The organism is Pseudoalteromonas sp. 2CM39R (assembly GCF_023161845.1).
In genome coordinates this window covers 563,346-584,492 of sequence record NZ_JALNTM010000002.1, presented here as the reverse complement: position 1 = coordinate 584,492, position 21,147 = coordinate 563,346, and the positions used below count along the sequence as shown (strand labels likewise).

15 protein-coding genes and 2 riboswitches are annotated in these 21,147 nt (G+C 40.9%); of the genes, 4 read left to right on the top strand and 11 right to left on the bottom strand.

Annotated features, from left to right (window positions below; all coding sequences use genetic code 11):
• The first annotated feature begins 89 nt into the window (after positions 1–89).
• Positions 90–1,028 carry a LysR family transcriptional regulator gene (locus MTF66_RS06730; protein ID WP_248526929.1) on the top strand — a complete coding sequence of 313 codons (939 nt, stop codon included), beginning with the start codon at positions 90–92 and terminating at the stop codon, positions 1,026–1,028.
• Positions 1,029–1,075: 47 nt separating this feature from the next.
• A riboswitch (FMN riboswitch) is annotated at positions 1,076–1,223 on the top strand.
• A 106-nt stretch (positions 1,224–1,329) separates the two neighbouring features.
• Positions 1,330–1,983, top strand: a complete 654-nt coding sequence (gene ribB / locus MTF66_RS06725; RefSeq protein ID WP_248526928.1) for a 3,4-dihydroxy-2-butanone-4-phosphate synthase — start codon at positions 1,330–1,332, stop codon at positions 1,981–1,983.
• Positions 1,984–2,039: 56 nt separating this feature from the next.
• Here the strand turns inward: ribB and MTF66_RS06720 are convergent, their stop codons facing one another.
• The 6 genes from MTF66_RS06720 to MTF66_RS06695 all read right to left on the bottom strand — a co-directional run bounded on the left by MTF66_RS06720 (position 2,040) and on the right by MTF66_RS06695 (position 11,551).
• On the bottom strand, positions 2,040–3,482 hold the full coding sequence (locus MTF66_RS06720; RefSeq protein WP_248526842.1) for a serine hydrolase domain-containing protein: 1,443 nt from the start codon (positions 3,480–3,482) through the stop codon (positions 2,040–2,042).
• Positions 3,483–3,504: 22 nt separating this feature from the next.
• On the bottom strand, positions 3,505–4,506 hold the full coding sequence (locus MTF66_RS06715; RefSeq protein WP_248526841.1) for an alpha/beta hydrolase: 1,002 nt from the start codon (positions 4,504–4,506) through the stop codon (positions 3,505–3,507).
• A gap of 71 nt (positions 4,507–4,577) precedes the next feature.
• Entirely contained in the window at positions 4,578–5,441 is an 864-nt protein-coding gene (locus MTF66_RS06710; RefSeq protein ID WP_248526840.1) for a D-Ala-D-Ala carboxypeptidase family metallohydrolase, read from the bottom strand.
• An 8-nt stretch (positions 5,442–5,449) separates the two neighbouring features.
• A complete protein-coding gene (locus tag MTF66_RS06705; protein ID WP_248526839.1) occupies positions 5,450–7,066 on the bottom strand; it encodes a murein L,D-transpeptidase in 1,617 nt (538 codons plus the stop codon).
• A 156-nt stretch (positions 7,067–7,222) separates the two neighbouring features.
• Positions 7,223–10,375, bottom strand: coding sequence for an efflux RND transporter permease subunit (locus MTF66_RS06700; protein WP_248526838.1), 3,153 nt, complete (start codon positions 10,373–10,375; stop codon positions 7,223–7,225).
• Between the two features lie 3 nt (positions 10,376–10,378).
• Positions 10,379–11,551: an efflux RND transporter periplasmic adaptor subunit gene (locus MTF66_RS06695; RefSeq protein WP_248526837.1), complete on the bottom strand. Its 1,173-nt coding sequence runs from the start codon at positions 11,549–11,551 to the stop codon at positions 10,379–10,381.
• 158 nt (positions 11,552–11,709) lie between these two features.
• On the opposite strand from MTF66_RS06695, the gene MTF66_RS06690 reads away from it, so the two are divergent.
• Positions 11,710–11,958 carry a YkgJ family cysteine cluster protein gene (locus MTF66_RS06690; protein WP_054562006.1) on the top strand — a complete coding sequence of 83 codons (249 nt, stop codon included), beginning with the start codon at positions 11,710–11,712 and terminating at the stop codon, positions 11,956–11,958.
• A 166-nt stretch (positions 11,959–12,124) separates the two neighbouring features.
• Here the strand turns inward: MTF66_RS06690 and MTF66_RS06685 are convergent, their stop codons facing one another.
• The 5 genes from MTF66_RS06685 to MTF66_RS06665 form a co-directional block, all read right to left on the bottom strand.
• Entirely contained in the window at positions 12,125–13,963 is a 1,839-nt protein-coding gene (locus MTF66_RS06685; protein WP_248526836.1) for a TonB-dependent siderophore receptor, read from the bottom strand.
• Positions 13,964–14,125: 162 nt separating this feature from the next.
• On the bottom strand, positions 14,126–14,680 hold the full coding sequence (locus MTF66_RS06680) for a DUF4136 domain-containing protein (RefSeq protein ID WP_248526835.1): 555 nt from the start codon (positions 14,678–14,680) through the stop codon (positions 14,126–14,128).
• 122 nt (positions 14,681–14,802) lie between these two features.
• Positions 14,803–17,589 carry an ATPase gene (locus tag MTF66_RS06675; RefSeq protein WP_248526834.1) on the bottom strand — a complete coding sequence of 929 codons (2,787 nt, stop codon included), beginning with the start codon at positions 17,587–17,589 and terminating at the stop codon, positions 14,803–14,805.
• The gene (locus MTF66_RS06670) at positions 17,589–18,134 is read right to left on the bottom strand and encodes a hypothetical protein (protein WP_058585203.1); all 546 of its coding nucleotides are present in this window, start codon (positions 18,132–18,134) and stop codon (positions 17,589–17,591) included. The genes MTF66_RS06675 and MTF66_RS06670 overlap by 1 nt, the downstream gene beginning before the upstream one ends.
• Before the next feature lie 2 nt (positions 18,135–18,136).
• A complete protein-coding gene (locus MTF66_RS06665; protein ID WP_055196777.1) occupies positions 18,137–19,411 on the bottom strand; it encodes a hypothetical protein in 1,275 nt (424 codons plus the stop codon).
• Positions 19,412–19,559: 148 nt separating this feature from the next.
• Between MTF66_RS06665 and nhaD the strand changes: the two genes are divergently transcribed.
• Positions 19,560–20,810, top strand: coding sequence for a sodium:proton antiporter NhaD (gene nhaD, locus MTF66_RS06660; RefSeq protein WP_248526833.1), 1,251 nt, complete (start codon positions 19,560–19,562; stop codon positions 20,808–20,810).
• 88 nt (positions 20,811–20,898) lie between these two features.
• Positions 20,899–21,071: riboswitch (Lysine riboswitch) on the top strand.
• Positions 21,072–21,147: the final 76 nt, after the last annotated feature.

Here is a 21,147-nt window from a genome sequence, read left to right as displayed (position 1 = left end):
ATGTATAACAATTAGGTGCAGTTTACGCCTTGCATACTTTACGATAAAGCGCATAATTGAATAAACATTATCAAAAATTTTTAGTTAATATGTTGGTTGAAGATCTCAAATTAATCCTCAAGGTTGCTGAGTTTCGTAGTATTACAACCGCAGCAGCCAAATTAGACATGCGAGCCGCTACCGCCAGCGCTGCTATTAAACGTGTTGAAGCAGCGCTGGGTGCTGAGTTATTTGTTCGTACAACTCGTCATTTGCGGTTATCTGCGGCTGGGGAGCGCTTTTTACCTCAGTGTCAGCAAGCAGTGCTCATGCTAGACCAAGCCACACTTGCCTTAAAAGGTGAGCATGATGAAATTGAAGGGGAGCTAAGAGTCGCATTATCTTCAGATTTAGGCCGCAACATCATTATCCCATGGTTAGATGAGTTACTTGATGAGTATCCAAAGCTGAGTATGCGCCCGCATATTAGCGATAGTAATGTCGACTTTTACCGAGACTCCGTTGATTTTGCACTTAGGTATGGCTCGCCATCCGACTCAAATTTATATGGCTTTAAAATTTGTAATGTTCCGCGGCTGTTATGTGCAACCCCAGAGTACATTGCTGAACATGGCGCGCCGACACATCCAGATGAATTAAATCAGCATCAAGGCCTATTTTATCAACTACAAGATATCATCAATAATGTTTGGGAATTTACCGATGGAACCGAGCGTTTTAAAGTGAAAATGCAAGGCCGTCGAGCATCTAATGATGGTGATTTGGTAAGGCGTTGGTGTGTGGCTGGTAAAGGCCTAGCGGTTAAATCATGTATTGATATCAGTGATGATTTACTAAGTGGGCGGGTAGTGCCAGTGATGCAAAATTATCCTCACTTATGTGCAGAGCTTTGGCTTATATGCCCAAGTCGACAGTCCATTACACCCGCGGTTCGTCTAGTGCGTGATATATGCCGAGCAAAAACCAAGGCGATACTCAATCAACTGATTGAAAAAGGCATATTAGATAAGCGGGTACTCGATAACTAATTACTTTAGGTATAGAATAGCTTGGCTTATTCATCTTATTGATTAAGCAACATTCTCAGGGCGGGGTGAAATTCCCCACCGGCGGTATACTTTGAAATTAAGTGAGCCCGCGAGCGCTTTAACTTCGGTTAAAGGTCAGCAGATCTGGTGAGAGGCCAGAGCCGACGGTGATAGTCCGGATGAAAGAGAATATAGTTTATCTATAAAACAGTAATTGGCTGCCTGCGGGTGGTCTTTTTTGCTGTGCCTTTCAATGTCCTGAATCTTTTCATATTTAATTTAATAGGTATTAAAAATGATGATTCAGTCTTCTTTACTCAGCCAATTTGGCGAACCACTCGAACGCGTTGAACGTGCGATTGCTGCTTTGCAGCAAGGTGAAGGCGTACTTGTGGTAGATGACGAAAACCGTGAAAACGAAGGTGATTTTGTGTACTCAGCACAGCACCTGACCACAGAGCAAATGGCCATGATGATCCGTGAAGGCAGCGGTATTGTGTGTCTTTGCATGGGCGATGAGCGTGTTAAACAGCTTGATTTACCGCAAATGGTTGAGCATAACACCAGCCAGAACAAAACAGCTTATACAGTGACTATTGAAGCTAAAACGGGCGTGACAACCGGCGTTTCAGCGGCTGATCGTGTAACCACCATTAAAGCGGCAACAGCAGACAATGCAAAGCCTGAAGATTTATCTCGCCCAGGGCATGTGTTTGGACTGCGTGCACAAACCGGTGGTGTATTAGTTCGTCGTGGCCATACTGAGGCATCGGTTGATTTAATGCAGTTAGCGGGTTTAACACCGTTTGGTGTTATTTGCGAATTAACGAATCCAGATGGTTCAATGGCTCGCTTGCCTGAAGTTAGCAAGTTTGCCAGTGAGCACACTATGCCCGTTGTATCGATTGAAGATTTAGTTGCCTATATCCAAGCAACGCAAAAACAAGCATGTTAAAAGCTTTAAGCTATAAGCTGTAAGTAAAAAAATAAGGCCACTATTGTGGCCTTTAATTATTGTAATTTCTCAATTGCTTGTTTAGCACTTTCACTGTCAGGATTAAGTTTTAGCGCACTTTTGTAACTTGCTAATGCTTTTTGTTTATCACCTGCTGCTAAATATGCTTCACCTAAACTGTCAAACGTATTTGCTGATTCTGGATAAGATTGATTATTGAGTTCAAACACCGTGATTGCCGCGTCTAGCTCATCCATCTGCATTAACTCATAGCCAAAGTAGTTTAGCGACCTTTCTCTAGGCGTATTACCCTCACTCACCATTTGCTGATAGGTATTCTTCAGTCCAGCAATACCTTCACGTTTAAATACGTTATAAAGTTTACTATCTACATGCTCTGTCGCTTTTTCGTAGGGTTTGCCATAGTAGATTGCAAGTAAGCCATTAGTCATGGGGGTGAGTGGCGCACCACCGGTGTTATTTAAAATGACAACCAGTAATTTGTCTTCGATTATTCTACTTATAAACGCATTAAAACCATTGATGCCACCGCCATGTTGAATACGGGTTAGCGGTTTTCCGTAGGTGCTTTTATCAAGGTTTGTAACTTCCCAACCAAGCGCATAATTTCTTTGCTCAGAAACTTGATACATCTGCTTCTTATATTCTTTTTTCAATAACTTATCCGTGTAGAGAGCTTGATCCCATTTTAGTAAATCCTGTGCTGTTGAGTACATTGATCCTGCAGCATACGGGATAGACATATCTAAATAATCAGTATTGCTATAACCTGCTAGGCCATTGTCGTAACCCGATACGCGAAATTTAATGATTTTATTGTGAGAATCATAGCCTGTATCCTTCATATCGAGTGGATCTAAAATATTCTTCTGTAATACGTCTTGATATTTTTGACCTGTTACCTTTTCGATTACCGCACCCAAAATAAAATAGCCAGAATTGCTATAACGAAATTCAGTGCCAGGCTCGAACACTAGATCATCACTACATAGCAAGCGAATAAATTCATCAACACTATAAGGGTTTCGGCTGTACTCATCACGAAACGATTTTGCCTGAGTATAATTTCCAAGACCAGAGGTGTGATTAAGTATTTGGCGAAGGGTAATTTTAGTGGCTATATCTTTTCTGTAATCAGGGAGGTATGTTGCAAGGTGATCATCGAGTTTAAGTTTTCCATCTTGTGCCAATTGCAGAATTAACATGGCGGTAAATTGTTTGGTAATTGAACCAATTCTAAATTTACTTTTATTACTATGTCTTATATCCCATTCAAAGTTGGCATAGCCAAAGCTTTGTTCAAACAGTACTTTTCCATCCTTAGCAACTAATACATTGCCATTAAACTGCTTAAAGTTATGAAAGCCACTAATAAAGTCAGCCATCTCTGCTTGCATGTTTTGGCTATGTGCGAGGCTTGAAATTGCGACTAAATAAAAAACTACAAGCAACCTTAGTTTATTAAAGAATATGTTCATTGCTGTCCTTGTTATTTGTTGGTTACATTAATCGATGTAAAACCTCATTGCGCATGGCTTGATTAATAAAGCTTACCATTCTGGTGTGGTCTAAATTACTGTAATGCACTATGGATACACTCTTATTTTGAAGTGCTTGCCAATAACCAGCAGGGCTTATTGGATCTGCGTTACTGACATAGAGTGTGGTTCTATTAGCTGATTGTTTGCCGTTCAGTAGGGCGATTAAATCAAGTTGTGTTTCATCAATACCACTGCCTTGAATTACATTTTTTGCTGCGTTTTTAAAATCATTATCTTTGACAAAGTAGCTTAAGGTTGGGTGATAACTTTTAGCTACGGACATTAATGCGGTGTCAAAGTGCACCATTGGTGCAACCATTATCTGTTGCTTTACATTAGGTATTTTCTTTGCAAGTTGCATAGCAGCAATACTGCCCATTGAATAACTTAAAATATCAATTTGTTGGTATTGGTTGGTATTTAAAAAATGCTTTAATACATCAAGACTATTTAGACTAAACTTGAATTCACTATACTGATTGCTCGCGGGCATGAGGATGACATCTTTGCCGGTAAAATGGCTAAGCCAACGGGCTTGAAAGCTATAAATTAAACTACTCACACCATAACCTGGGAATACTATAATTGCTGAATCGTTTTTCTGTTTGGCACCATTTATAGAGGTCAAAGTTGTTTCAAATGTTTCCATTTCCTCTTTAGATTTTAGTTTAAAAGTTATGCCAAATTGTTCACCTTGCTCAAAATATTCTATTAAATCGTTATGGGAAAATATTCTAACTGCTATACAGTTATGCGTAGTGTTACATGTTTTGTGAGGTATACCTTCGTAAACGGTATTTAACATTGGGTCGTCAGGGCCACCGTAAGATATCTCTTCTACAGGTTGAGTGATTTGATAAGCAATAAAACTTTGACAACCACTAAGGACTGAAATATAAAAAATGCAGAGGATAAAGCGCATAATTCCCTTTGTTGTTATTGTAGTATTTCCATTAATCACAACAACTTACCAATCAAGCAGTAATAATGCAATTGGATAATATTTCTTCAAGGGTTATATGAAGCTTGCAATTACCACCTAGCGGTAAATCCACGGTTATCTATGTGAACAAAACCACCGTGATGGGAGGCGGGTTTATAGCGGCCAATACCGCCATTATAGCGGCTCTGTTTTTGGAACTTTTCAAACACTTTATAAAGCACATCAACATCTGCAATCGTTAGTTTGCCATCACCGTTTAAATCGTCCATCCGCCCATCACCATCTTCATCTATATATAGGTCAAAGGCATCGCCGTATTGGTGTCGGCTGTGTTTGCCATTACCAATTGAGCGATTGTAATGGGGTGTTCTATAGCCGCTGATAAAGGCAAATTTACTGACTTTAATCCCTTCACTTTGTACAAACGAGAGCAGATCTTCGAGCATCATCAAGCCATCGTTGTTGACATAAACGTACTTCGGAAAGCCACTTACTTGCTTACAAATTACATTTTTAACTTGCACATGAGGAGTCAGCTGGCGTGTTAGGTCTTTCTCAAAAATTTCTATAAACCCGTTTGGTGCACTGTATTGTGTATAGCCTTTATAAGGGGCAGGGTAGAGGCCTATTTGATAATTATTCAATTGCTTATTGTTAGCATTGAATGGCTTTTTCACTATAACGAGTAAGCGTTTGCTGGTTTTGTTGTTACTCAGAACTAGGCTATAAAACCCTGCATTTTCTGGGGCATAAACGGCAATGCTATTTGGCCCTAATCGCTCAGTCTCAACATCTGATACTGCCGTAGCTGTAAAATCAGCCGTGTTATCAAGTGTTAGCACTTGTTTTGCATCAAGTACAAGGCTGTGCAGCGAGTCAGTTAACTCAATGGCAGCAACAGAGCATGTAGTTAACGCTAAGCACACACTAAAAATAATACGGCTGAAATACATAGTGACCTCTAAATTGTATTGTTTGCTAATGGCGTGGTGAGAGCTTTTAATAACGCGCCATCGCGATTATAAACGTCGGTATAAAATTGTAGGCCCTCGTCGTTACCCGCAACGGTCCAATACATTAAAAGTACGTCTAGCGGTTTTGATAAGCTGACTTTTTTAGTTTCTTTTGCAGCAATGGCGTCATCAATTTCACTACGGCTCCAATTATCCGAGGTTTCTAATATTTTCTCAGCTAAGGTGAATGGATCATCAACTCTTACACAGCCGTGGCTAAATGCACGTTGGTCTTGCTGGAATAAACTTTTTGCAGGGGTATCGTGCAAATAGATTGAGTATTTATTTGGGAACATAAACTTGATTTGCCCCAATGAATTATTCTCTGAAGGCTGTTGTACAAACCAATACGGGAAGTTTTTGCGGCTAGCATTCGGCCAATCAATACTCTCGCTATCAACTGGGTTACGGCGACTATCAACTACAACAAAATCTTTCTCGTTTAAGTAGTTTGGGTTTTCTTTCATTTTTTTTATGATGCCACCTGAAATACTCCGCGGTACAGTCCACGTTGGATTCATCACGATATAGCTCATTTGCCCTTTAAATATTGGAGTTTTGGTGTAGTTTCTACCTACAACTACATTGGTTTGCCATTTCAATTTGTTGTCTTCAAACAAATACAGCAAATAGCCTGCGATATTTACCACTAAGAAGCGATCTGTAAGGGTATTATCAACCCAACGAATGCGCTCTAGGTTCACTAAAATATCATTAACGTACTCACTGTAATCTTTGTTGAGTAGCTTTAAAGTGGCGTTGCCAATTATACCGTCATCAGCAACTTGATGGGCATTTTGAAAGCGTTTAACTGCTGCTACTAGCTCATCGTTATAATCAGTGGCATCACTGTTACTGCCTTCAAAATACTTTAGTCGTTTTAACTTTTGTCTTAAAAGCGGCACTGCTGGGTCCGACTGCCCAGGCTTTAATACCTTGTTTTGCAGTGCGAAGTCAGGTAACTCGCCAGTGGCATCAAGCTCTCGATAAAACACAAGGGCGTTTTTTAAACGCTTATAATGAGGCAAAACAGGTTTTAGGTTTTCAAGTCCTTTATCAAGGCTTTTTGATTTTACATGTTTGAGTAATGAGGCCGCTGCGGCATCTGGGCTGACATCAAACTGTTCATAGTTCCATGTGGCTGCCAATTGTTTTGGGTTTACTTTTCCGCGAATTAAATGTTTTGCATAGGTCATCACGGCATCTGTCATTAGAACATCAAACTGTGCTTCGACGGCATCCGCTCCGCGTTTATCTATTTCGCTGGCTAGCGCCATTAATGTATCAAAGTGATAGTCGTTAGGAGATAGCCCTTCAAGTTCTGCTTGCGCAATTAAGTTGAGCGCTTGCTTGGCATATTTTACGTTGTCCCATACTCGTTCAAAACTATTTGCTTTATAGGTGGCAACGGTCATTTCAGGAGAGTGGATTTGTTGTCCTTCTATACTGTGAGATTCACCAATCAGAATAGGCTCAAGCTGTTGTTGTAAGTATTGGTTTTCAGCCAGCACAGGCATACAAATGGATAAACAACTTACCAAAGCTGTGTAGCGTAGAATTTTCATAGCTATGTCCTTATAACGTATTTAGTAATTTCTTGAATTGTTTCTTTTTTGCTCATTTAAGCTTAGCAAAACAATACGATTTATAGGAACATATTTTTAAATAAAAAACGCTTGGCAAATTTATTGCCAAGCGTTCGGTTGGGATCTTGAGAGGGGTTAATTACTGGTTGTTTGTAATTTAGCTTCTGGCTCTGCTTTTTTACCTCTTAGCTTGCCAATTAAGCGTTTAAAATCTTCTAAGGCGACGTACTGACAAGGGATTAAAATAAGCGTAATGACCGTTGCAAATAACACCCCGAATGCTAGAGATACAGCCATTGGGATAACGATTTTTGCTTGCAAGCTTGTTTCCATAATGATTGGTAATACACCAATAAAGGTCGTTATTGAGGTCAGTAATATCGCTCTAAAACGACGCGCACCGGCTTGCATCACAGCCTCTTTGATTGCTACACCTTCGGCGCGAGCTTTATTGACAAAGTCGACCATCACTAGCGAGTCGTTTACGACCACACCTGCAACAGCGATGATACCGAATACTGATAGGCTACTCATTGTCATACCTAAGATCATGTGGCCAAACATCGCACCAATGACACCGAATGGAATAACCGACATGATAATAAATGGCTGTGAGTACGAGCGTAGTGGAATAGCAAGTAACGCAAAAATAATCATCATTGATAAAGCAAAGTCACGTACTTGTTCTGCCACACTGTCCATCTCTTCTTGAATACGACCGGCTACATTACTTTCTACACCTGGGTAGCTTTTCAGTAGGCTAGGTAAGTACTCGTCACGAATTTCTTTTGCAATGGCAAATGGTTCAGCTTGGTCAGTATTAACCGCAGCCCAAACGTTTACAGTACGTTTAGCGTTTTCACGGCGAATACGGTTTACACCATCCACAATGTTGACTTTAGCAACTTCAGCAAGCGGTACTTCAACACCTGTTGGCGTAATGATACGTGCATCTGTGATGTCACTTACTGCGTTTCGTGATTCACGAGGGTAGCGGATCATTACTTTGATCTCTTCACCGTCACGTAAAATACGTTGTGCTTCTAAACCGTAGTAGCTAAAGCTAACTTGTGATGCCACATCTGAAAGGGTTAAACCTAAGCTGTAAGCAAGCGGTTTAAGTTCAAGTTGAACCTCGTCAGTTGCAGATTGTAGCGAGTCATTTACATCACCTACGCCTTGCATGCTATTTAGCTTTTCTTTTAACTTAGCGGCAACTTCTTTGAGTTTATTGATATCTTTGCCTTCTAAGCGAAAGCTCACATCACCGTCATCACGACCACCGTTCATGATACTGTCTTCAATATTAAGCGTTTTCACACCTGGCAGTGGTGGCATTTGTTCGCGCCACATTGCACTTAATTGAAAGGTATCAATAGGGCGTAAGTCTGGTTCGACCAAAATCGCCATAATGCGTGCACTTGTACGGCCGCGTAAACTAACCGATAAGTCGCGGATCATCGCTTGACCATATTGCTCTTCAAGTTGTTTATCGACATCTAAAATTAGCTTTTCAATAGTTTGCGCTGTCTCAAGGGTTGCTTGCTCAGACGAAGATAAGTTCATTTCAACTGAGATACGCGGGAAATCATGTGGAATTTTAGGGTTCGCAACAAATTTCACTAAACCACCAGCGAACATACCGCCACTAACAATAAGCACACAGATAAAGCCAACAATCACGGTGTAACGGTAATGAATACAGCGACCAATAAATGGTGTGTAGTAATTATCAACAAAGTTCTTGAGGCCTTTATCCATACCTAAACGTAAGCGATGTAATGGATTTTTAGGGTTCGCAGGTTTATTTTTCATTGCCGCTAAGTGAGCCGGTAAAATTAGTTTTGACTCAATTAGTGAGAAAATTAAACATAGGATAATTACACCACCAATGGCTTTAGAAAACGCAGAGCCAGGGCCTGATGCCAGTGTTTGTGGTAAAAATGCGGCAATTGTAGTTAACACACCAAAGGTAGCAGGAATAGCAACGCGTTTTACGCCGCGTACTACGTTATCTAGGCTGTGACCGTGCTTTTCAATTTCAGCACTGGCAGACTCACCGACGACGATAGCATCATCAACGACTATCCCGAGCACCAGTATAAATGCGAATAAAGAAGCTAAGTTAACAGTGATGTCTATAAAGCCTAGTGGCATCATTAAAAATGCACCTAGGAATGACACAGGTAAGCCCATCATTACCCAAAACGCTAAGCGTAGTGGTAAAAATAGCGCCAGTACCACCATTACCAAAATACCACCCCAGATCATGTTGTCGATCATCATGTTTAGACGACCTTCAAGGTAGTAAGTTAAATCAACAATAGGTGATAGTTTTACGCCTGCTGGTAACTGTGGTGCTTTATCATCGAGGTATCTTTTTAGTACTGCAGCAACTTTAGTGATGTCTTGATCTTTCGACGCATTTACTTCAAAAGTCAGTGAGTTTTTACCATTGTATTTAGAGTACTGTAAGCCTTCTTCAAAGCCGTCGTTAATTGTTGCTACATCACCTAAGAAAACTTGTGCACCATCTGGTAAGTGTAATAAAGGCAGATTTTCGAACTCTTTACCACGATACGCTTGATTTTCAACACGCATCGAAATGTAGCCATTTTCAGAACGAATTTGACCTGCTGACATATTGGCAGAGAAGCTGCGAACGGCTGTGGCAATATCACGGAAAGTTAAACCATACTCACGTAGTTTATCTGGGCTGATTTCAATGCCAATTTCGTAGTTTAAGCCACTGTAAAAGTTGACCAAGTTAATTTGTGGTAAAGCTTGTAGCTCATCTTTTATGTCGTTACCAAGTTCTTTGAGCTGGTAGTTACTCATATCGCCATACAGCGCGAGTATCATCACTTCTTGCTCAAACTTTTCACGGCGAACAATTGGGCGTTCCATCTCTGCAGGGAAGGTATTGATTGAATCAACCTGCATCTTGATTTCATCGAGTACTTCTTGCGGGTCGTACTTTTCTTCGATTTCTATCCATGCTTGTGAAAAACCACGGTTCGAATAGGTAATTAAACGTTTAATGCCTTCGAGGCCTTCTAAAGACTCTTCGACCTTAATGGTGATGCCTTCTTCTACCTCTTGCGGCGCAGCCCCCGGATAAACAGCTTGAATACTGATCCAGTTACTTTCAAATTGTGGGAACATTTGCTTACGCACCGACATTGCTGTCAATAAGCCACCCACTAAAATGAAAATCATAAGTAAGTTTGCTGCTACTGGGTTGCGAGCAAACCAGGCAATAAGCCCTTTTTCTCTGTGCGTGGTCATGGCTTATTCCTCTTTTAACGCTAACTGCGTTGTTGGCAGACTCAGTTTTGCGTCATCTAGCTTGACCGCCATGCCTTCAGTTGGGTATTCAAGTGCCGAGGTAATAAGTTGCTCACCATTAGCAAGGCCATTATCGGCGATCACCATGCCATTTTGTTCGCGAACGATGTTAAGTGTTTTAAAGGTAAGCGTTTCGCCATCTTGTAAAACAGCGACTTTTTTGTCTTTAACTAAATGGTGCGGAACAACAATCGCATTGTCCAGCGCTCGACCTTCGATAGTGGCATTAATGTATGAGCCAAAACGTAATGGCTGCTTTTGCTCATAAGGCGTTGCTACTTGGGCTACTAAGTAATTCATGCGGCTACGTTGGTCTACAACTCCTTCGCTACGTACGATAGTTGCTTGCCAGGTTGTTTGTTTACCTGCAAATTCAGCGTTAATTGATACGCTTGCACCAATTCCTTGGTTATTTAGGTATTGCAGATCTTTATCTGCTACAGGTAAACGAATTTCAGCCAATGACGTTGAGCTCAGACTACCAAAGCTGTTACCTGGGTTTACCACACTGCCTAAACTAATTAGACGCTCGTCTATAATCGCATCGTATGGTGCTTTAATGTATGTGCGCTCAAGATTACGTTTAGCGCGTTTTACACTTGCTTGCGCTGCACGGTAACTTGCAAGCTTTTCAGCAAGTTGTGGTTTACGTAAATAAAGCTCAGAAGGAATAACTTGGTTTGAGTCGCCCTTGATGCGGTCCCACTCAGCTTGCGCAACCGACACCTGTGCACGTTCTATCTCAAGCGCTGAGCTTGCTTGTGCCAAACCGGCTTCAGCTTCAATGAGTGCCGCTTCGTAATCATTTGGGTCAATACGTGCTAGAATGTCGCCTTGCTTAACAAATCCACCTTGTACAAATTGATCTGATAAAGACACAACCTGACCACTCACTTGCGCAACAAGCTCAGTTTGGTTTTTAGGTTTAACGATACCGTATGATTTTACATCAAGGGTAATAGCGTCAAAGCTTAACGGTTTAATTGATACAAGCGGGCGCATATCTTGTTCTGGTTTTTCGACTGGCGGTTGCTTCATAGAGGCAAATGCGAATGCCATTCCAAGTCCGCCGACTAATACGGCGATAGGGAGAATGATTTGTTTTTTACTAGCCACGGGATAGTCCCTCACGGTTGACGGTAATTAAAAATAAATTTGATAGGCTAAGCATACGCAATAAAGTGTTTACAAGGCGTTTGAAGATGTAACAAACCATTACACATATTACAAAGGCGCTACAAAGGTTCTATAAGAGGTACTCAATGACAGATAAAATGGCATGTAGATTAGGCTGTGGCGCCTGTTGTATTGCACCCAGTATTAGCTCACCGATCCCAGGAATGCCAAACGGCAAAGCAGCGGGAGAGCGCTGTATTCAACTTGATGATAATAACCTATGTAAATTATTTGGTGATGAATCAAGGCCTAAGGTGTGTAGTGACTTTTCTGCCACTATTGATGTGTGTGGCACCACTAACGAACAAGCACTGTATTTAATTACCGAACTTGAGCAGATGACTTAAAAAAGATTAAACCTTTAACACTTTTTAACGGTTGCTGAGGTGTATTTTTTATAACCAAAGTTTTCTTTATGGCGTTTAATATAATTTTGGTTATGGTTTGATAGATACCTCGAAAGGTAACGTAACACAATAATGCCAGTCAATTGACTGGCATTATTGTTTTTGCTTACCACGTATAAGTAGCGCTAAGAGTGTATTGTTCGCCGCGGCCTGGGGTACCCGGTACTTCTTCGAATGATTCATCCCAAATGTTGTCAGCTGCAAAGGTAATAAACACATTATCAAGCTGAGCTGGGGTGAATTTTAGCGTTAACTGTGTGAAGAAGGCTTCATCATCAGAGCTACGCAGGCGGTTACTATGTTGCTTACGCCATTCGTTATCGATACGCAGCTCAAGCACATCCATTGGTTGCCATACTGCACCCAGTGTTACACGGTGATCAGGGTAGTTAAGCGCATAAAAGCTCGCATCAATATCTGCCGTGCCATAGTCTTCTGACTTTTCTAAATAGGTGTAGCTGGCAATTAACTCAGTGCTTTCGAACGTTTTATTCGCTAAAAACTCAACGCCTAAGGTGTCTATATCAACCGGGTTTGCAAAACGTGCTGAGGTTGCATCAAAGCGATATGTCCAATCCGTAAGGTTTTTATCTTTACGGTAGAAAATAGCTGAATCTAAACGCCATGAAGACTGTTCAATCAGTAAACCTAATTCAAGGTTATCGGTGGTTTCGCGCTCAAGGCTGTAGTTACTTCTGAATAATCCGCCCGTTTCACTGCCGCCGATGGCGGTATAACCGGGAACTTGTGTTGCTTCTGCGTATGACGCATACCAAGTATGTTCAGTGCCATTTTGATTAGCAACTTTAAGGCTGGCATCGGCAATAAATGAGGTATCTGAGCTATCACGGTTGGTATCATCAAATGCAGCACCAACACGTAAAGTAAGCTCTTTGTTCGCTGTAAGGGCTGATTTGTACTCAGGCAAGATACTTAGCTTAGTGTAATTACGTGATGTAAAGTTGTTTTCAAGAGACGTTGACTCAATTTCATCAGCAATAAATTGCCCAGCATAATTAATTGCATAGCGGTCATTTAAACGGTGACGTCCAGAGAGTGCCAATGACTTAACCGTGGTTTCGTGGAACGCTTCAAAAATAGCTGGGTTTTCACGAGACAAAACGTAATGGTCGTTATGTTTACGATAATAACCAGTCACTTCAAGGCTATTGCTCTCACCATACATTTGCTTGTGATTGAGCATGAAAAGCTTGGTTTCAAGATCTTCGGTTTCGTTAAAATTAAATGGCGTGTATAGGTTTGGCCAACCAAAAAACTTCTCTTGGCGTCCGAACATTAAATCAGTTTGCGAGGTAGAGCTTGCAAGTTGAATACGCGCTGAGGCACGTTCAAAGTCGTGGTCGCCATTATCAATTGAGCCATCACTTTTTGAGTGCGAGTATTCACCCTCAAAACCTAATCGCCAATCTGGTTTGCTATCAAGCTTTTGGCTATGGGCAGCATGAATGCTTTGTAAATTAAAGCCATTCGTACCTGTGCCAAGTGAAACACTACCGGTACTTGTGATAGGGCGCCAGCCAAATGAAACCGTACCAACCGAGCTATTCATTCCATAAAGGGCATTATCAGCACCTGTAAGCACTGAAGGGCCTGTTAGCATCTGTGGCGCAATGGGAATTTCAGCAAAGTAGTGACCAGATTGTGGGTCAAATAACGTACTGCTACCAACACGAAAGCCAGTATTTTCAAAGATACCACCACGTATGGTTACATCAGCTTGTGCTTCAGCCATATTGCGCGATTGCAAATCGACACGTGGGTCATATTCTAAGTTTGATACTGGCGCATCAAAAGTACCTACTGGTTCTTTATTTGCGGTTGCTGAAACTTCAACGGTGATTTGTTCAATATTGTTGGTGTCTTCTGCTAGCACTGAGCAAGTGACGAATAATGCGGGAAGTGTAAGCTGTACTGCGCGTACCATCTAAAACTCTCTTGATTTTGTTTAATCTGGGGTAGTGGGCTAGTTAGGCGCACTGAAATTGCGGGTATTGTATCTGAATCACTGAGTTATACCACTCCAACCAGATTTCAGCAGGCAATAAAAAACCGCGCTAATTGCGCGGTCTTTTAACTAAAACAGTGTTTAGTCTTGATTAATCGATTGCGGTGGGAAGTTACTTAGAATGTTAGCAACAGTCTCTTTGATAACTTCAGTGCGCTTTTCAGGTGATTGGTTCTTTTGCAAACGACCTTCTTTAGCACCGCGCCAAACTAATTGGTTAGAAGCACGGTCTACCACGTCTAGAATTAACGTACCCACCTCGTATTCGCGAGCAGTTGTTTGCGTGTTATAACCCATACCCCAGTAATTCCAGCGTGCACCGTAACCCACGTTAAAGGTATCAACATCAATTTTTGTATCAACTGAGGCATGATAGTTAATCAGTACATCTGCTTGCGCTAAATCAACTAGCTTCATACCGCTTTTTTCAAGTTCAGCATTAACAGCGTCACGAACGCGTTTTTCCATTAAAGGACTAATTTGGTAGTTCGCTACGTTTTTAGTCAAGCTGGCATTAGGTACCCAAGAGAAGGTTTTATAATTACTAAAATCTGCTGATTTGTCGTAATCCCAATCAGGCGTTTTAGCGCAAGCCGCTAAAAATAATACAGCCGTCGCGATTAATAAGTTCTTCATATTGTTTGCTCCTTGGCAAAATTTCCACTACTTGATTGATAACATATCATAAAAATAATTCAACGGAATGATTATTTAAAAACTATGGCACATTTACAAAAAAGTACTGTAATAGTTTGTAATTAAACGGTGTGTTCCACTTCTATCCAGTCTTTTTCATCCACCCAGTTTTGTGCACCATCTTTAACAGTACGAATAGGGACGATGTAATCACAGCTAACTTGTGGTTTAACTGAGGCAAAAATCGGCACAAAGCCAAAGCTTAGCGCTGTCTCGATAATTGCTTTTTGGTTTTGTGGATCTATATCAGCTGCTTCATCGATATAAATCGGAATACGATACAAGTTTTGTTCTTGGTCGCTTAATAAGTAACGAATAAACAGCATGCCACAAAGTAGCTTAATTGTGATACGGGTACCGTTAGAGCCGGCTGAATCGATTTTTTCGAAGTGCTCAGTTTCACCAGCACGGTTCACGACTTCAAAACGAATATCGAATAAGTCGGTCAGTGTTAAACCGGCTTTTTCTGAGGCAAGCTTAATCAAATGATCTTTCGCTTCGTTTACCGCAGATTCGCTATAAGGCTCTTGGCTTAATAGGTCTAGGGTATCGCCTTGCTCAAACTGATTTGAGGTACTAATAATGGTATCAATGCTATCAACCAACATCTTGCGCGGAATAACATTAATTTTGAATGCTTGAAGATTAGAAATCCGATGCTGACTAATACCTTTATTAAAGCTGTTCATTTCCCGGCGTAGGCGGTCTAAGTCTTCACGCAAGCCCTTAATAGTGGCGGCAACTTCGGTTAACGCAACTCGGCCTTGACGTTCAACCGCATCGCGCTCGTTATCGATGTTATGAAACGCGCTGATAAGCTTTTCGTATTTAGTAAACTCATCGTTTTCGTTATCAAATTTAGTAATACCCGCATTGTAAATATGCATGTAGGTGTTACGTACGTTGATATCAAAGTTACGTAGCTCTTGGCAGTCTTTGTTAAAGTGATGAATGAGGTCACTTAAGTTATCAAAATCTATACTGATTTCAATCATGTACGGAGTGACTTTGCCTGAGTAAAAATCAAGCGTGTGATCGATACGTTCAGATTTAACTTGGCGTAAACGGTCAGCTTGGCGGGCAAGCAGATCTTTTTTCGATTTGATAATCGAACGACGATCGCTAATTGAGCCACTGTTCTTTTGAATATCTTGCAGGTAGTCGTCAACTTGTTCGCGTTCTGCATTTAACTGCTCTTTCAGCAGAGTTTGTGCGTCGACAGATTGCTGCATCACTTCAAATTGTTCAAAGCGTTTTAACGCTTCTTCTGAGGCCATTAGCTCATCATACAAGGCATCTTTTTCTTTTTGCTTTTCGGCGACATTGGCAGCGACCTCGCGCTGCTGTTTAAACTCTTTCAGTGAGTTTTCAAGAGCAGCAAGTTGCGCGGTTAATTGCTCTTTATTTTCGCCCGTTTGCATTTGCACTGGGCTTAGCTTTTTAAGTTTGATGCTTGCACCAGGGAGTGTCAGTACACCACCTTTTACGTTAGCCGATAATTGCTCTAAAAACTCACCAAAAGCATCTTCGTCTGTGATGTCAACATCACCATTGCTGGTGGTGGCAAACGATAAGATATCTGGGTTTAGAATACGCGAAATTTCTTCAACTTCTTTTAAAGACAAATCTTCACGCATGCGAGTGAATAAATTGAACTCGAGGTTCTTTAACTGCAGTTTTAAGCTCTTAATTTGCTTTTGTGTTTCGCTGATACGGTAATCTAGCGTGTGCAAGCTTTGACCTTGAGCACTGCTTAATGAATGCGATAGCGATTCATAATCTTGTTTAAGCTGAGTAAGGCTTACTTTTAAAGTGGCTTTATTAACTAGTTCAAACTCAGATTTAAGCGCTCGATAGTCTAAAAACCATTGTTCAATTTGTGTTTGCTTACGTTCAATATCACGGGATTGCTGAATATACAGCTGCTGCTTTTGGTCGAACTCATGCTTTTCGTGTTCGATATCCTCAAGGGCAATATTGAGCTCAGTGAGTTGCTCTTGTTGATAGGTTTCAAAGTCAATCAATGCTTGGTCAATTTTTGGCGCATAGGCAGCAAGTTTACCTTTTAAAACCGTTTGGTTTTCAAGCATTGATTCAAGGGCTGCGATAGGCTCTTGCATTGACTCAAGGGCTTTTAATTCACGTTTAGCGCGATTCACTTTATCAAATGAGCGTCGCCACACTTCATAAAAGTCGACCCGAGAGTTTGACATATGGCGCTCAAATACACGTAACATAAAGCGTTTAACATCACTGGCACCTAACTTATGCAAGTTAAGAATACGGCGGAAAATTTCTTTGTAAATCGCTGAATCTTGCACGTTATTGAGGGGGATCATCTTTAAGTTGATATCGCCATCAAACGGCGTAGCGCCGCCAGTGAGTAGGGCGTTTAGCTCTTGCGCTTTTAATTCAATTGGATTGAAACCTTGCTCTTTTAAGTGATTAAAAAGCTTGGTGAATTTTACAATGGTTTTGCCTTGAGTATAGTGATCAAGGTTCAACTTACCTTGGTAACAAAAAAACTGATGCGCGTAACCGGCAATTTTACCAAGGCCGGCAACACCAATCACCACAGGGCCATTAGGTAGGTCAGCTTCGAGTAAAATATAGGATTGGTCTGACGAAAAGTAGAATTTTCGGGTTTCGTCTAAATCGTGGCCATCCCATTCTGTTAAACGTAAATCATTGATCAGTGGAAATTGCAGGGCATTAATTACCGAGCTTTTACCGGTATTATTCGGTGCACAAATAGAGCTACTTTTATCCAGTGGGATCACGCATTTTGCATAGCCTGCGGTATTTAAAAGTGCAAGTTTGCTGAGTCCGTATAGGCTTTGGCTTTGCATTAGTCGTCATCTCCTAGGTAGGTTTCTTCGTTTACTTCCATTAATGCATCGATATAACGATAAATAGGTGCTTGCAGCATAAAGCCGTTTTCTACTTCGCGAGCTAGACCTAAACGCACCATACGTAAGTAGACGTCTTTGCGTAAATCTGAGCCTGAGAAGATTTCTAATTGATCAAACAGGTGCTTGTTGATTTGCACTAAGGTTTGCATTAGTTCAAGGTCGTTTACTTCGTCAAACAAAGCACGCATTGGATCTTTACCAGTATTGGCATAATGCTCAATCAAGATGTAGATAGTCAGTGCGATGGCACGCGAAATTTTACCCATATTTGGGGTGCTTTCATCGCTGCCAAAATAGTAATAGCCACGGCTATCGTGTTGTAGGTCATGGCCAAGGGCGTTAAATAACGCGCGATAAGCATCAATGTGTTGATCAAGCTCTTGCCACATCAGCGTGTCTTGTTCACTAATGTGGTAGCCTGATGTGAGCTTTTTATTAATAGCTTGAAGATGCGTTAAATCATCTAAATTAATATCTGTCATGGTTATTGCTCTGTTGCTTTTTTATCGTCAGCAATCGATGAGTTAAATGGGTAAAGAGAGAAGTGTTGCTGGGCAATTTTTATTTTTACTTTCTCTTGGCTTTGGCTAATTTCAAGGTCGCCATCGCTAATTAATTTTTGATACAAGAACAGCATTTCGTCAGCTTCTAAGTCTGGATAGCTTTCATCTAAGAAACTAAGCAGCGGCTGAGCTTTTTTGCTGGCTTTTTTAAAGCGTTTTCTAAATTGTGTTTTAACGTCGTTATAATCAGGAATATGTGGGCTTTGATAGGCGGGCACATCATCATGTTCAGGAAGCTGATATTCATCGTGCTCAAAGTCAACTAAGCCTGCCATATAGGCCACAATATGACGTTGCTGACCAAGTGAAAAACGTTGCGCGTCTGAGACAAAGTTAGGCTGTACTGCACTTAACATGTTATCGACGCCATTTTTACGCACTAAACCAAGCACTTTAGCCGCTTGACGCGTAATTAGGTTGTTGCGTCGTAATTCTTCACGCAGTGGCATCAACATATCGGCGCTTTTACGTAAACTTTCACGGCCAACTAAATGCATTTCTAAAATACGGGTACGTAATTGTTCAAGCATGCGCTTGTCTTGATATGACTTACCAAGGCGGTCAATTTGCTCTATTTGCGCGCTAATTTGCGCTTCGATGGTATTAAAGCAAGCGTGGAAGTCACCACGAATATCCACCATTTCAAGCATAGGCTCGATGTATTCATCGAACGCTTCAATTACAGCTTGATAGCGTTTTTGCAGTGATTGCACCGCGTTATCAGCTTTCGCTTGCTCAACAATATTTAAAATCGCGTTTTCGTTGTGGGCAAACAATTTCATTATTTTGCGTACCCGATCATCCATAATGCGGCTGAAGCGGCGAAGCTCGTCGTAATCTTCAATTTCACCGGCTTTAGCAAGGCGATTACCAAGGCGAGCTAAGTCATCAACAAGCACACTAATTTCTTGGGCAAGACCTAAGTGTTCTTCTTGTAGCAAGAAAGTCGCAAAATCGGCGATCGCACGGTTGATTTCTAACTGCGATGATTTTGCCAGTGGAATGATAATATCTTGATTCAATAAACGATTTGTTTCTTTATAAATGCGTTCATTTGACCATGAAGGTTGTTTTTGTTTTATCGCATTTTGTACGTCTTTCAAGCTGAAATCAGCCATCTTAAAACGTTTAAATAGCAGTTCTAACACCCCCCAATGTTCAGTAAGGGTATTTAATAACTTTTTAGCTGGGATCATAAGGCTCCAGTAAATTCAGACTTTGGTGTTAGCGATTAGTATTAAATTATGTAATTGAGAATAGTTTTATGCTTTCTATGCTGCTAGAATCCGCGCCGAAACACTCGACTTACAATTTTTACATTATTATAAAGGTTGTTCAAACACCATGGTAACCCCACTTATCCTAACCCTGATAGCGGTGGCATTTTTGCTTATCGTTATAGAGGATATTATCCATGTAAACAAGGCCAAAACGACGCTTTTTTTTGGCACTTTATGCTGGATTATCTTATTTATCTCTCCTATTCATGGGCAAAGCCCAGAAACCATACAACATCAACTGGATCACAACATATTAGAAATCGCGACTTTGTGGCTGTTCTTAATGGCTGCGATGACCTTTGTAGCGTATTTAAACTCTAAAGGCTTTATCCAGAATATTGTTCATAAAATTATGCCAAATCAAATCAGTGAACGAAAGCTGATGTTTCTGATTGGTGGCTTTGCGTTTTTATTTTCATCAATATCAGACAACATAACTGCAACTTTAATCTCGCTTGCGGTGGTGATGTCACTGAAATTAGATCCTAAAAAATTAATAAAATATGCGACCTTAATTGTATTTAGTGTTAACTCGGGTGGGGTGTCGTTGATCACAGGTGATGTTACAACCCTGATGATTTTCTTAGACGAAAAAGTCACTATTGCTAATCTACTATTATTAATTGCGCCTGCACTGACAAGTGTTGCTCTGCTCGCGGCGATGTTGTCGGTGGGTATGTCGGGTAATGTTGTGTTTGAAAAACAAGCAGCCCGTCGTATCGAAAAAACAGATATTACCATTGCGGTTATCTTCTTCTCGACGATTGTTGCCACGTTAACTTTGAGTGTGCTTTATAGTGTGCCGCCGTTATTAACTTTTTTATTTGGTTTATCTCTGATGTTTTTGGTTGCGCAATTCTTAATGCGCAAAAAAGACGTTAACAAAAAAATCATCGATTATATTCGTGAAATTGAATACGACACCTTATTGTTCTTCGTTGGTGTGTTATTGCTGGTTGGCGCATTAAAAGAAGTTGGTATGCTTGCTAAATTTACTCACTTATATGAGTTGATGGCGCCGGAATATGCCAACTACTTGATGGGGCTATTATCAGCGGCGGTAGATAACGTACCTCTAACTGCAGCACTTTTAAAAGCTGATATTGTGATGAGCCCTCAGCAATGGCTGTCGTTTACTTACGCAACTGGGGTAGGTGGCTCAATGCTTATAATCGGCTCTGCGGCAGGTATTATCGCCATGAGTAAGGTAAAAGCACTGACCTTTATGAGCTATCTTAAAATGTCGGTTTATTTACTAATTGCTTATACCGTTGGTTATTACGGTTCGCACTTAGCGGGCAGTTTAATTTCATAAAACAACTTGACAGCTAGACGTCTAAACGTTAACTTTCGAAGCCTGCTTTTAACAGCAGGCTTTGTTATTTTAACCAGGTGTTAACTTAACATTCAGAAGAGGTGCGATACTTAGGTAATTAATGTGAGGTGACGAACGCCGATGACCATTAATGAGGGAAGTACTCGCCGAGAAAATTAACCGGACGTCACGGTTATTTTTCGGTTTATGGGGCTGAATCCTCAAAACTGTCACCAAACTAGGTGGAGAGCTTCTGGCATGGACTACTCTTTATTTTCAAAGCACCCCCTTGCCGAGTTCTTCTTGAATTACTGTGGATAGTTTTCCACAAAAGGAG

What these genes read in the sequence shown, in the direction of transcription:
- MTF66_RS06730 (WP_248526929.1), top strand. Translation starts at nt 90, where the DNA reads ATGTTGGTTGAAGATCTCAAATTAATCCTCAAGGTTGCTGAGTTTCGT.
- MTF66_RS06720 (WP_248526842.1), bottom strand. Translation starts at nt 3,482, where the DNA reads ATGAACATATTCTTTAATAAACTAAGGTTGCTTGTAGTTTTTTATTTA.
- MTF66_RS06710 (WP_248526840.1), bottom strand. Translation starts at nt 5,441, where the DNA reads ATGTATTTCAGCCGTATTATTTTTAGTGTGTGCTTAGCGTTAACTACA.
- MTF66_RS06705 (WP_248526839.1), bottom strand. Translation starts at nt 7,066, where the DNA reads ATGAAAATTCTACGCTACACAGCTTTGGTAAGTTGTTTATCCATTTGT.
- MTF66_RS06700 (WP_248526838.1), bottom strand. Translation starts at nt 10,375, where the DNA reads ATGACCACGCACAGAGAAAAAGGGCTTATTGCCTGGTTTGCTCGCAAC.
- MTF66_RS06690 (WP_054562006.1), top strand. Translation starts at nt 11,710, where the DNA reads ATGGCATGTAGATTAGGCTGTGGCGCCTGTTGTATTGCACCCAGTATT.
- MTF66_RS06685 (WP_248526836.1), bottom strand. Translation starts at nt 13,963, where the DNA reads ATGGTACGCGCAGTACAGCTTACACTTCCCGCATTATTCGTCACTTGC.
- MTF66_RS06680 (WP_248526835.1), bottom strand. Translation starts at nt 14,680, where the DNA reads ATGAAGAACTTATTAATCGCGACGGCTGTATTATTTTTAGCGGCTTGC.
- MTF66_RS06675 (WP_248526834.1), bottom strand. Translation starts at nt 17,589, where the DNA reads ATGCAAAGCCAAAGCCTATACGGACTCAGCAAACTTGCACTTTTAAAT.
- MTF66_RS06670 (WP_058585203.1), bottom strand. Translation starts at nt 18,134, where the DNA reads ATGACAGATATTAATTTAGATGATTTAACGCATCTTCAAGCTATTAAT.
- MTF66_RS06665 (WP_055196777.1), bottom strand. Translation starts at nt 19,411, where the DNA reads ATGATCCCAGCTAAAAAGTTATTAAATACCCTTACTGAACATTGGGGG.
- nhaD (WP_248526833.1), top strand. Translation starts at nt 19,560, where the DNA reads ATGGTAACCCCACTTATCCTAACCCTGATAGCGGTGGCATTTTTGCTT.